This window comes from Kytococcus sedentarius, assembly GCF_041937525.1.
In the GTDB taxonomy this organism is placed as follows: Bacteria; Actinomycetota; Actinomycetes; order Actinomycetales; family Dermatophilaceae; genus Kytococcus; species Kytococcus sedentarius_A.
This window is the reverse complement of sequence record NZ_CP169391.1, coordinates 488,360-499,865: the sequence shown is the minus strand read 5'-3', so window position 1 is coordinate 499,865 and position 11,506 is coordinate 488,360. Positions and strand designations below refer to the sequence as shown.

Here is an 11,506-nt window from a genome sequence, read left to right as displayed (position 1 = left end):
GCACGGAATCATGGGGAGTCGACGGGGCCACCGAGGAGTGGGTGGCTGTCGATCGATGACGTGCGGAGGAGGCGTCTGGAGGCGTTCGGCCGGGGCCGTTCTCCTCATCCGCTCTCTCGCCGAGCTGGTGGAACACGACCATTATAAAAAACCACCCCGCGCTCTGTCGCGCGGGGTGGTCCTGACAGGCAGGGGACGACGGTCGTTCAGACCGCCTTGACGGCAATCACCGGGCAGGGCGCCTCGAGCAGGATGCGCTGGGCGTTGGACCCCAGGAGCAGCTTGCCCACCGGGGTGCGACGCCGCAGACCGATGATGATGACGGCCTCCTGACCGCTGGTCTCGGCCGACTCCGCCACCTCGATGAGGTCCTCCGCCGGCTCGTTGCCCCGGTCGAAGTCCAGTCGCTCCAGCGCCACACCGGCCTCCTCGAGGGCCTTCTCCGCGGCCTCGAGCTCCCGCACGAAGGCGCGGGTGGAGTCCGCACCCGAACCCTTGCCGGTGCGCGCGGAGTGGACGACCTGCAACGGCTCCTTGCGACGGATCGCCTCGGCGACGCCGTGCTTCAGGGCGGCGCGGCCCTCGTCCGACGCGATGTATCCAACGATGACTGCCATGGTGGGGTTCTCCTGCAGGTAGTGGCCAGTGGGCTCAGCCTAGGCGCCCAGTCGTGTCCAGTGCATCACATCCGGAGCCCGCCCGGCGGGACGGGCTGCCCTCCATCGGGATGCCGTGGTGCACCAGACGCAGCAGCAGCCCACTGAGGGTGTGTCCGGGTTCGGCGTCCAGCGCCCGCTCGAGCAGGAAGCGCGCCACGATGCCGTCACCGTGCCACCACGCCCACAACCCGGCCAGACAGGCCACCGGAGCCCCGCAGGTGGCCGGCACGGCGCCGGTCAGGCGGCGCAGGTTCTGCGTCACCGGCCAGCCCGTCCACCGGTCCTCGTGCGCCACGGAGGCCGGCTCCCCCAGGGCCTCCTGGACGGCGGCCCAGGCGTCCGGGTCCAGAGTCTCCACCGGCATGTCACCCGGGGTGAGCCACGCGATGAGGGCGTCGCGCTCGGGCACGGACCGCGCCGCCCACAGGACGGCAGCGAGATCCTCCTGACTGAACTCCGCCCCCGGCTCGTGCACCACCCGTCGCCACTGCTGCAGGGCCTCCCGCCGCAGCCGCGCGGTGCCCTTGCGACCGGTCCAGCGCTTCGTGGCCGCGGCCAGGTCGCAGGAGGACACCTGCTCGGCGTCCGACTCGACCCACGGCGCCAGCAGTGCCTCCGGGGACTCGTGCACCACGGCTCCCTCGGCGATGAGGGCCGTGGCCGCCGCGGACTCGTGGAGGCTCGGCACGGGCTGCGGCTCACCACACTCCGGGTCCTCGCACGGGCAGTCCGGGCGCCACCACGAGCCCTCGCAGACCAGCGCCACCCCCATCACGTCGATGCCGGTGTCCGCCAGCCACTCGGCGGACCGGTGCAGCAGCTCGCCCACGTAGTCCTGGTCCATCGGGTCGGACAGGTAGCCGATGAGGGTGAGCCGCCGCAGGTCGGCGTGCACGAGGGCGGGCAGCACGCTCTGCACGAGGTCGCGGGCATCCAGGTGCGCGTGGCTCCAGTGGTCCGGCGGCGGGAGCGGCACCCGCTGCAGCGCCACCCTCCCCTCGGGGGTCGGGCACACCAGGACCACCGCATCGCAGGGGGTGAACCCCGCCAGCAGCGGCACCACGGTGAGCAGGTCGGGAAGGTCACGGACTCTCGGGATCGTCGTCATGCCCCCATGCCACCGGCCCCGGCCCACCTCGTGGGTGGGGCCGGGGCCGGCGGTGTGGGTGAGCGACCGCGCCCGCCGAGCAGACCTGCTCGGCTGTTGACGGACGGTCGCCCTCACGGGCGCTGGGAGCCGCTCCACGAGCTGGGGGCCGCCCGCTGGGTTCAGACGCGGGGCAACTCCTCGCGCGCGTGGTCGAGGATGCGGTTGAACAGGTAGACGTCCAGGGCCGCACCGATGAAGCCACCGGCCAGCGGGATCGCCTTGCCCAGACGCGTCAGCACCTTCTCGCCGGTCTGGGCGAGGATGCGGAAGCCCACGGCCTTGTTGACCACCATCAGCGCCGGGGCCGGCAGCTGGCGGCTGGCCAGGGAGGCCAGACGACCACCGGAGACCAGCGTGCCGGGGATGCCCGCCGAGGTGAGGATGTCCCGGGCGTCCGCACCCACCAGGGTCAGCAGGATGGCCGAGCGGAGCTCCGGCTGCTGCACGTCGTGTCCGCGCAGGTGGGCGATCGCCGCGATGGCGCGGGTGGACAGCAGGTAGAACTCCAGCACGTTGGCGGGCAGCGCGACCGGCAGCGTGAGCAGGCCGCCGAGTCCGGTGACGAAACCTCCCCCACCGATCTTGCGGAAGTGCTCCTTGGCCACGATCTTCTCGGCCTTCTCCACGTCACCCTTGGCGGCGACGAGGGCCTCCTCGGCCACCTTCTGGGCGCCCTTGACGGGGCCGACCCCGTCGATGCCCACCTTCAGCAGGCGGTCGGCCAGTCCGTGGGCGGCCTTGTCGAGCAGGCCGGGGTCCTCGGTCTGGGCGGCAGCAGCCGCCCGTCGTTCGAGCTCCTTGTCCTTGTTGGACGAGAAAATGCCCATTGCTCCTCCTCGGGGGCAGGCGAATACGGTCCGGTGGTCGAATCTATCCGAGAACTCAGTCCCACACCGAGGAGCCGCCGTGACCCGCGGAAGGGTCGTCATCGCGGCGAGGCCCCTCGTCCGGGTCCTGGGACGGCTCGTCGGAGGCGTCATCCGCCCCCTCGCGCCGGGTGGCGTCCGATGCGGGGCGCTCCCCCGCATCGTCACCCCCGCCCTGGGTGCTGGCGCCGGGCTCACCCTCGTCCTCCGGCTCGTCTCCCGGCTCGTCTCCGGGCTCGTTGGGGGCGTCCTCCATGGTGGCGCCGGAGGCCAGCCACTGCTCGAGGTCCGAGGCGATCTCGTCCGGGCTGGGCAGCTTGGCCACCTCGTGCGCCGTGAGGCTGCGGCGCTGCTGGGAGCTCATGAACTCGTCGAACTGCTGCTCCATGGTGCGCACCACCTCGAGCGCCTCCGGGTTGGACTCCACCAGCTCGTCCAGCTCCCGGCGGTTCACCTCGGCCCGCTTCTCCAGGTCGTCCATGGGCACCTCGATGCCGGTGGCCTCCGAGACCGCGTGCAGCGCCGCCACGGTCCCGTCCAGCATCTCCCGGTCGGCCAGGTAGCCCGGCACGTGGATGGCGAAGCCGATGGTGTCCAGCCCCGCCTCCGCGAAGCGCACGTGGGCCAGTCCGTCCACGTGGCCGGGCACCTGCATGGTGCCGAAGACCGAGGCGTGGTCGGCGATGAGGCGCTCGTCCGAGGCGTAGGCCGTCAGGCCGGTGGGACGCGTGTGGGGCACCTGCATGGGCGCACCGTTGGCCGAGACCAGGGTCCGCACGCCGAACTGCTGCGCCAGCAGCAGCAGGGCCGCCAGGAAGCGCTCCCACTGGTAGTCCGGCTCCGGGCCGTTGACCAGCAGGAAGTGCCGCCCCGTCGGGTCGGTCACGCGGTGCACGGTCAGGGTGGGCATGTCCACGGAGATGTAGCGGTCCCGCTGGAAGGTCAGCAGCGGCCGGCGCGCGCGGTAGTCCAGCAGCGCGTCCACGTCGAAGGTCGCCACCACCCGCGACTCCATGGTGGACAGCACGTGGGCCACGGCGTTCTTCTCCACGTCTCCGGCGTCGACCAGGCCCCCGGTGGCCAGCCACATGGTGTCGGTCCGCACCGACCGGGGGTCGATGTCGGCCGGGTCCTCGATCCGGAACAGCTCGGTGGGTTCCTGCACGGGTCCTCCCTGGTGGATACGTGGTGCCACGATAGGCGGTGCACCGCCGTCTGCCGCGGGCGACCGTGTCGGGTCAACGCCCCGCGCCGCGGCTCTGTTCCAGCGCCTTCTCCACGGCGTCCATGGCCGCGTAGATGCGCTTCTCGCTCACGGCGTGCGCCGTGCCCAGCTGCTGGGCGAACAGACTCACCCGCAGCTCCTCGGTCATCCAGCGCAGGTCGCGGACGTCCGGCCGCAGCCGCTCCATCTCGTCCAACCCGGCCAGCAGGTCGGCCCGCTCCCGCTCCACGGTCTGCACCACGGCCAGCCGGTCGGTGTCCCGCGCGAGGTCGGTGGGGGCCTTGGCCGCACGGGTCTCCATGGCCTGCAGGTAGCGCGGCAGGTGCCGCACCTGCGCGTACCCGGCCGCAGTGAGGAAGCCGGGGTGCACCAGGCCGCGCAGCTGCGCCTCGAGGTCCTCCCGCAGCGGCGCCAGCCGGGGCGCGGTCATGGACCCCACCGCCCGCTCGACCGCCGGCACGCCCGCCAGCACCTTGCCCGCCGCGGCCACCATCTCCAGGATGCGGGGCGCGGCCTGCTGCACCGCTGTGGCCCGCACCTCCTCGAAGGCCTCACGGGTGCGCACCGTGCCGGCCGTGGCCAGCCGCTCGGCGATCACCGAGTCGACCGCCGCCGCCAAGGCGTCCTCGAGCAGGGCCTGGGTGGACCCGTGCGGGGCAGCGCCGAGGGCGAGCTTGGTCTGGTTGTCCACGCTGCGCAGGATGCGGTTCCACGGCGGGTTGAAGCCCGCCAGCACCAGCCGCCGCAGGCCCAGCGCGTGCTCGTGGGCAGCCTGCCGGGGGTCGGCGAAGACCCGCACCCCGGCCGTGGTCCCCTCGTCGACCAGCGCGGGCCACCCCTGCACCCCGCCGTCGTCGAAGTGGGCCGGCAGGTCGTCGATGCTCCACTCGGTGAGACCCGATGCGATGAGCCCGGCCGCCGCTCCCGCCACCGCCTCCTGCAGCGAGCCGGCCAGCTGGGCCTGCAGGGCCGTCAGGTCGTTGCCCTCCCCCAGCACCTCCGGGCGGCGTCGGCGGCCGCCCCTGCCGCGCTGGCCGCCCTGCGGGTCCTTGCCACCCTGCGCACCCGCATCGTCCTGCGTGACCCGGAAGGTCATCCGCAGATGCGCCGGCACGGCCGAGGCGTCGAAGTCCGCCGGGTTCAGCGGGGTCCCGGTGCGCCGGGTCAGTGCGTCCGCGAGCGCGGCAGCGAAGGTCCCACTCCCCCGCATCGGCTCCGACGAGGCCGCGGAGGGGTCACCGGCGAGGCGCCCGGCCAGGTCACCCAGCGCGGCCGCCGCATGGTCCGGGGCGGGCACGAAGGAGCGCCGCACCGCCTTCGGGAGGGACCGCAGCAGCGCCACGGCCAGCTCCTCGCGCAGCCCGGGGACCTGCCAGTCGAAGCCCTCGTCGCGCACCCGGTTGAGCTGGCTGAGCGTGAGGTGGGCCGTCACCCCATCGGCCTCGGTGCCCGGCTCGAACTGGTAGGTCAGCGGCAGCTCGATGTCACCCTGCGCCCAGGTGGCCGGGAAGTCCGCGAGGTCCACGGTGGTGCTGTCCTCACCGGTGACGGCCTCCAGCGACAGGTCCAGCAGGTGGGGCTCGGTGCGGCGGTGCTTCTTCCACCAGCTGTCGAAGTGCGCGGCGGAGACCACCTCAGCGGGCAGACGCTCGTCGTAGAAGGCGAACAGGGCCTCGTCGTCCAGCAGGTCCCGCCGGCGGGAGCGGGCCTCGAGCTGCTCCACCTCCGCGAGGACCTTCTTGTTGTGCCCCCAGAAGGCGTGGCCGGTCTGCCAGTCCCCCTCCACCAGGGCGTGGCGGATGAACAGCTCCCGCGCCAACGGGGGGTCCACCTTCGCCAGACCCACCTGGCGGCCGGCCACCAGCGGGATGCCCAGCAGGGTCACCCGCTCATCAGCCACCGCCGAGGCACGCTTGGCCGACCAGCGCGGCTCGGAGTACTGGCGCTTCACCAGGTGCTCGGCGGCCTCCTCGACCCACGCCGGGTCCACGGTGGCGTTCGTGCGCGCCCAGAGGCGGGTGGTCTCCACCAGCTCGGCGGACATGATCCAGTCCGGGCGGGTGCGGAAGAGCCCTGACCCGGGCTGGATGGAGAAGTGCGCACCGCGGGCTCCCAGGTAGTCGCGGGTCTCCCGGTCCCGCAGACCCACCTGGCTCAGCAGACCGGGCAGCAGGCTGCGGTGCACCACCTCGGCCTTCGCCGGGTCCACCGGAGCGAACCCGTGGTCTCGCTGCCGGGTGCGGTCGGACTCCAGGCCCAGCGAGGAGTCCTGCCAGCCCAGCCCCTTGACGACACTGCGCAGCTGGTGGTGCACGTCCACCCACTCCCGCAGGCGCAGGTAGTGCAGGAACTCGTTGCGGCACAGCCGGCGGAAGGCCGAGCCGGAGAGAGTGCCCTTGCGCTCCCGGGCGTACTGCCAGAGGTTCAGCAGGGCCACGAAGTCGGAGTTCTCGTCCTTGAACCGGGCGTGCAGCTGGTCGGCCCGCTCGCGCTTCTCGGCCGGGCGCTCCCGCGGGTCCTGGATGGACAGGCCGGCCACGATCACCAGCACCTCGGCCAGCGCACCGCGCCGGTGGGCCTCCAGCAGCATGCGGGCCAGGCGGGGGTCGGCGGGGATGGAGGCGAGCTCACGTCCGTCGGGGGTCAGGCGCACGACCCCGCCCCGCGATGCGGTCTCGCGCGTGACGGCACCCAGCTCGTGCAGCAGGCGGAGTCCGTCGGTGATCTGGCGGGGGTCCGGCGGGTCCACGAAGCCGAACCGCTGCACGTCGCCCAACCCGAGGTGGGCCATCTGCAGGATCACGCTGGCCAGCGAGGTGCGCTGGATCTCCGGGTCGGTGAACGCCGGGCGCGCCTCGAAGTCCTCCTGCGAGTAGAGGCGGATGCAGATGCCCGCGCTGACGCGACCGGATCGCCCCGAGCGCTGGTTGGCCGAGGCCTGGGAGATCTTCTCGATGGGGAGCCGCTGCACCTTCAGCCGCTGGCTGTAGCGCGAGATGCGGGCGGTGCCGGTGTCCACCACGTACCGGATGCCCGGCACGGTCAACGAGGTCTCGGCCACGTTGGTGGCGAGCACCACGCGCCGCGAGGAGTGCGGGGCGAACACCCGCTGCTGCTCGGCGGAGGAGAGCCGGCCGTACAGCGGCACGATCTCCGTACCCGGGAGCTTCAGCCCCTCCAGCGCCTCCGCGGCGTCGCGGATCTCCCGCTCGCCGGAGCAGAAGACCAGGATGTCGCGGTCCTGTGGGCGCGGGTCGTCGGCGGGGACGTCCTCGGTCCACAGCTCCTGCACGGCCTGCTGGATGCCGGTGACCTGGTCGATGTCGTCCTCGCCGTAGACCGTCTCGTCGTAGCCCTCCGGGTCCTCCAGCGCGGCAACGTTCGACGTGTCCTCGAGGCTGAGGGGTCGGTAGCGGATCTCCACCGGGTAGGTGCGTCCCGAGACCTCGACGATGGGGGCAGGGTTGCCCTGCGCATCGGCGAAGTGGTGGGCGAAGCGCTCCGGGTCGATCGTCGCCGAGGTGATGATCACCTTCAGGTCGGGGCGCTTCGGCAGCAGCTGGTGCAGGTACCCGAGGATGAAGTCGATGGTGAGGCTTCGCTCGTGCGCCTCGTCGATGATGAGGGTGTCGTAGGCCCTCAGCTCACGGTCGTGCTGCATCTGGTTCAGGAGGATGCCGTCGGTCATGACCTTCACCAGCGTGGCCGGCGAGGAGATGTCGGTGAAGCGCACCTGGTAGCCCACCGGGCCGTGGGGGTCCTCCAGCTCCACGCCGAGCTCGTGGGCGATGCGGTCGGCCACCGACCGGGCGGCGATGCGGCGGGGCTGGGTGTGGCCGATCATTCCGGTGACTCCGCGACCCAGCTCCAAGCAGATCTTGGGCAGCTGGGTGGTCTTGCCCGAGCCGGTCTCCCCCGCGACCACGACGACCTGGTTCTCGCGGATGGCGGCGGCCAGGTCGTCCTTGCGGTCGACGACCGGCAGGTCCGGCCAGCGCAGTGCGGGCACCGACGCGCGGCGGGCCTCCACCTGCTCCGGGGTCAGCCGACGTGGGCCACGTCCCCTGCCCCGCGGGCCGCGGGAGCGTTGGCTGTCCGAACGCTGCGAGCCCTCGGAACGCTGGCCCTCGGAACGCTGACCCCTGCCGCGACCGCGCCCTCGCCCACGACCACGACCACGACCGCCCTGGCCGTGCCCCTGATCCTGACCCTGCGGCCCGCTCCCCCGGCCGCCCCCGGACGTCGAACCGTGCGTGGAGCCCTCCTGCTGCGGCCCGTCAGTCATCGTCTCGGGTGGCGGTGGGCGCCCCCGGGTCCTCGTACACCGGCAGGCGCACCTGCCCGGTGCGCAGGGCACCACGGCCGATCATGTGCGCCGCCACCGGCGCGGTGAGGAACTGGAAGAGCACGGCCAGCGCGAGCGCACCCCACACCGCCCACTCGCGGACCACCAGGCCGAAGCCCACGGCCATGAGCACCAGGCCCAGGGTCTGCGGCTTGGTGGCCGCGTGCATCCGGGTGAGCACGTCGGGGAAGCGCGCCAGGCCGATCCCGGCAACCAGCGACAACAGGGCACCCAGCAGCAGCATCACACCGCCGGCGATCTGCAGGGCGTCGTTCACGAGGGCCTCCCGTCCGCGGACATGTCCACCCGCTCGTCACGCGCCCACCCGGTGTCACGGTCGCGGGCGGCGTAGCGACCCGCAGCCACGGCCCCCAGGAAGACCACCAGCGAGAGCGAGACCATCAGGGTCACCGCCTGCGCCAGGCCCCACCAGGCACCCATGAGGCAGAAGAAGCCCAGCAGGATGCTCACCAGCAGGTCCGAGGCCACCATCCGGTCCAGGACGGTGGGGCCCCTCACGATGCGGACCAGCGCCAGGGCCGAGGCCGCGATGAGCACGGCCGCGGCGCCCCACATCAGCCACGTCGCGATCTCGTTCATCGGTCCTCCCGGCGGTAGTCGGCGTCGAAGGCGGCAAGCACCCGGCGCTCCTGGGCCAGGCAGTCCTGCCGCAGGCTCTCGGCGTCCTCGGCCGAACGCACCCGCAGGCAGTGCACGTGGGCGATGCCGGTGGCGTCGTCCAGGTCGATCACCATCGTCCCCGGCACCAGGGTGATGAGCTCCGAGGTGATGGTCTGGAAGAGCTCCTCGTCGGCCTGGAACTGCACCACCACGATGGCCGCATCCGTCCGCCGCCCCGGCACCACCGCCAGCATCGTCACCTCGACGACCGCGGCCACCAGGTCGCGCAGGAAGACCACCACCAGCACCACGAAGGACCACGGGCGGAAGGTGCCGTGCACCCGCATCAGGGGCAACGGGGAGGCCAGCGTGACCATGAGCCCCAGCACCAGGCCGCCCACGATGATCATCGGCGAGTACGAGCCCCAGGCGATGATCCACAGCACCACCAGCCACAGCAGGGGGAACAGCTGGATGCGACGCAGCATCAGTGGTCACCGTCCTTCGGCTCCGGATACTCCTCGGCCGTCCAGTCGGCCACCTCGGCCACGGAGCGCAGGTAGGTCTGCCGGTTCACCAGGTCGGCGGCCGCCCGCTCGGAGATGCCGTAGATGGGGCCGGCGAAGACGGTGAGGCCCACACCGAGGAGCACCAGCGTGCCGGTGGGGATGAACAGGCCCGGGCCGATGCGTTCGGCACGCTGGCCCATCCCCTCCTCCTTGCTCTCGGCACCCCAGAAGGACTTGGCCCAGGTCTTGGCGATGGCGTAGAGCGTCAGCACCGAGGTGACCACGCTGCCCACGATGAGCACCCACATCATCTCCGTGCCGATCTGCGCGGCCGCCCGCATCAGGCCCACCTTGCCGATGAAGCCGGAGAAGGGCGGGATGCCGGCGAGGTTCATGGCCGGGATGAACCACAGCAGGGCCAGCCAGGGAGCGGTGCGGATGAGGCCGCCGAGACGGTCCAGCGTGCTGACGCCGGTACGACGCTGCACCATGCCCGTCACCAGGAACAGCGTGGCCTGGATGAGGATGTGGTGGATCACGTAGAAGATCGCCGCCGCGATGCCCGCGGCCGTCCCGATGGCCAGGCCGAAGAGCATGTACCCGATGTGGCTGACCAGCGTGAAGCTGATCATGCGCTTGACCTCGGTCTGGGCCACCGCGCCCAGGATGCCCACCACCATCGTCAACAGGGCCGCCCACAGCAGGAGGTCCTGCAGGATGCCTCCGGGGAAGATCAGCGTCTGCGTGCGGATCATCGCGTAGACGCCCACCTTGGTCAGCAGACCGGCGAAGACCGCGGTGACGGGGGCCGGGGCCGTCGGGTAGGAGTCCGGCAGCCAGCTGGACATGGGGAACACCGCGGCCTTCACCGCGAAGCCCACCAGCAGCAGCGACTGCAGCAGCACCTGCGTGCCCTGCGGGAGGTCCGCCATGCGCTCGGCCACCTGGGCGAGGTTCACCGTGCCGGTGGCCGTGTAGACCATGGCCACGGCGAACAGGAAGACGGTGGAGCTCAGGAGCGAGACGAAGGCATAGGTCACACCAGCCCGCACGCGCGAGGCGGTGCCGCCCAGGGTCAGCAGCACGAAGCTCGCACCCAGCAGCACCTCGAAACCCACGTACATGTGGAACAGGTCGCCGGAGACGAAGGTGGTGGCCACACCGGCGGCCAGCACCAGCAACGACGGGTGGAAGATCGGCAGGGGTGCCTTGCCCCCGGCCTCCTGGTCGAAGGACTCGCGCCCCTCACCGTTGGAGTACCAGAGCACGCCGAGGATCACGGTGAAGCCGACGATCAGCATCAGCGCCGAGAGCCGGTCGACCACCAGCACGATGCCCTCGTACGGGATCCAGGCCGCCGTCGGCACCACCTGCGGGCCGTCGGTGTCCGCGGCCCACAACAGCACCACCGACCCGACCAGACAGGCCGCCACCACGGCGGTGGAGATGACGCGCTGGACGGTGGTGTGACGTCCGGCCGCCAGCGTCACCGCGGAGGCCAGCAGCGGCAGCATCACCAACAGCGGGGCGATGAAGGAGACGTTGAGGTCGTTCACCGCGCACCTCCTGTCGAGTCCACGGGCGGCTGGTCGTCATCACGGGGCTGGAAGGCCTTGCTGCGGTGGCGGCGGATCTCCCGGCGGCGTTCGCGGAAGCGCAGCACCGCCTGCTCCATGTAGTGGTCACCGGTGTCGTCGACGTCGTCGTCGCCGATGTCGTCCGGCGTGAGGTCGTCGTCGCCCTCGAAGTCCGAACCGGACATGTCGGCCCGGTCGGCCCGCAGCACGATGCGCAGGTCCTCCGGGTCGTGCGTGACCCGGTCGGTGCCGCTGAGCTGCCACGACCGGTGGGCCAGGGCCAGCAGGAAGGACACCAGCCCCAGCGAGATGACGATGGCGGTCAGCATCATCGCCTGCGGGAGGGGGTCGGCCATCTCGGCGGCCGGCACCTCCTCCACCAGCGGCGGCCTGCCGGGAGGGCCGGACGCGGACAGGAAGAGCAGGTTCACCCCGTTGCCCACCAGGACGAAGCCCAGGAGCATCCGCACGATGGAGCGCGCGAGCATCAGGTACACCCCGGCACCGGCCAGGACGGCACCGGCGACGATCAGGGCGAGGGAGGGGGCCATGGC

At 71.9% G+C, this 11,506-nt stretch carries 10 protein-coding genes; all 10 read right to left on the bottom strand.

The annotated features are described in order from the left end of the window. Nucleotides 1-206 precede the first annotated feature (206 nt). The 10 genes from ACEY2A_RS02300 to ACEY2A_RS02255 all read right to left on the bottom strand — a co-directional run bounded on the left by ACEY2A_RS02300 (nucleotide 207) and on the right by ACEY2A_RS02255 (nucleotide 11,503). Nucleotides 207-617 carry a universal stress protein gene (locus tag ACEY2A_RS02300; protein WP_374929275.1) on the bottom strand — a complete coding sequence of 137 codons (411 nt, stop codon included), beginning with the start codon at nucleotides 615-617 and terminating at the stop codon, nucleotides 207-209. 34 nt (nucleotides 618-651) lie between these two features. Continuing rightward, the gene (locus tag ACEY2A_RS02295; RefSeq protein WP_374929274.1) at nucleotides 652-1,767 is read right to left on the bottom strand and encodes a DUF4192 domain-containing protein; all 1,116 of its coding nucleotides are present in this window, start codon (nucleotides 1,765-1,767) and stop codon (nucleotides 652-654) included. Nucleotides 1,768-1,928: 161 nt separating this feature from the next. Then, nucleotides 1,929-2,636, bottom strand: a complete 708-nt coding sequence (locus tag ACEY2A_RS02290; protein WP_374929273.1) for a hypothetical protein — start codon at nucleotides 2,634-2,636, stop codon at nucleotides 1,929-1,931. 55 nt (nucleotides 2,637-2,691) lie between these two features. Beyond that, nucleotides 2,692-3,840: a PAC2 family protein gene (locus ACEY2A_RS02285; RefSeq protein ID WP_374929272.1), complete on the bottom strand. Its 1,149-nt coding sequence runs from the start codon at nucleotides 3,838-3,840 to the stop codon at nucleotides 2,692-2,694. 73 nt (nucleotides 3,841-3,913) lie between these two features. Next, the gene (gene hrpA, locus ACEY2A_RS02280) at nucleotides 3,914-8,185 is read right to left on the bottom strand and encodes an ATP-dependent RNA helicase HrpA (RefSeq protein ID WP_374929271.1); all 4,272 of its coding nucleotides are present in this window, start codon (nucleotides 8,183-8,185) and stop codon (nucleotides 3,914-3,916) included. Continuing rightward, nucleotides 8,178-8,522 carry a monovalent cation/H(+) antiporter subunit G gene (gene mnhG, locus ACEY2A_RS02275; RefSeq protein ID WP_374929270.1) on the bottom strand — a complete coding sequence of 115 codons (345 nt, stop codon included), beginning with the start codon at nucleotides 8,520-8,522 and terminating at the stop codon, nucleotides 8,178-8,180. The genes hrpA and mnhG overlap by 8 nt, the downstream gene beginning before the upstream one ends. Beyond that, complete coding sequence (locus tag ACEY2A_RS02270) at nucleotides 8,519-8,845, bottom strand: monovalent cation/H+ antiporter complex subunit F (RefSeq protein ID WP_374929269.1); 327 nt, start codon at nucleotides 8,843-8,845, stop codon at nucleotides 8,519-8,521. The genes mnhG and ACEY2A_RS02270 overlap by 4 nt, the downstream gene beginning before the upstream one ends. Beyond that, entirely contained in the window at nucleotides 8,842-9,354 is a 513-nt protein-coding gene (locus ACEY2A_RS02265) for a Na+/H+ antiporter subunit E (RefSeq protein ID WP_374929268.1), read from the bottom strand. Before ACEY2A_RS02265 ends, ACEY2A_RS02270 begins: the two co-directional genes overlap by 4 nt. Further along, entirely contained in the window at nucleotides 9,354-10,931 is a 1,578-nt protein-coding gene (locus ACEY2A_RS02260; protein ID WP_374929267.1) for a Na+/H+ antiporter subunit D, read from the bottom strand. Before ACEY2A_RS02260 ends, ACEY2A_RS02265 begins: the two co-directional genes overlap by 1 nt. Continuing rightward, nucleotides 10,928-11,503: a Na(+)/H(+) antiporter subunit C gene (locus tag ACEY2A_RS02255; RefSeq protein ID WP_374929266.1), complete on the bottom strand. Its 576-nt coding sequence runs from the start codon at nucleotides 11,501-11,503 to the stop codon at nucleotides 10,928-10,930. The genes ACEY2A_RS02260 and ACEY2A_RS02255 overlap by 4 nt, the downstream gene beginning before the upstream one ends. Nucleotides 11,504-11,506 lie beyond the last annotated feature (3 nt).

Bases quoted from the DNA above. Each gene is read 5' to 3' on its own strand.
- hrpA (WP_374929271.1), bottom strand. From the start codon at position 8,185: ATGACTGACGGGCCGCAGCAGGAGGGCTCCACGCACGGTTCGACGTCC.
- ACEY2A_RS02290 (WP_374929273.1), bottom strand. From the start codon at position 2,636: ATGGGCATTTTCTCGTCCAACAAGGACAAGGAGCTCGAACGACGGGCG.
- ACEY2A_RS02295 (WP_374929274.1), bottom strand. From the start codon at position 1,767: ATGACGACGATCCCGAGAGTCCGTGACCTTCCCGACCTGCTCACCGTG.
- ACEY2A_RS02270 (WP_374929269.1), bottom strand. From the start codon at position 8,845: ATGAACGAGATCGCGACGTGGCTGATGTGGGGCGCCGCGGCCGTGCTC.
- ACEY2A_RS02265 (WP_374929268.1), bottom strand. From the start codon at position 9,354: ATGCTGCGTCGCATCCAGCTGTTCCCCCTGCTGTGGCTGGTGGTGCTG.
- ACEY2A_RS02300 (WP_374929275.1), bottom strand. From the start codon at position 617: ATGGCAGTCATCGTTGGATACATCGCGTCGGACGAGGGCCGCGCCGCC.
- ACEY2A_RS02255 (WP_374929266.1), bottom strand. From the start codon at position 11,503: ATGGCCCCCTCCCTCGCCCTGATCGTCGCCGGTGCCGTCCTGGCCGGT.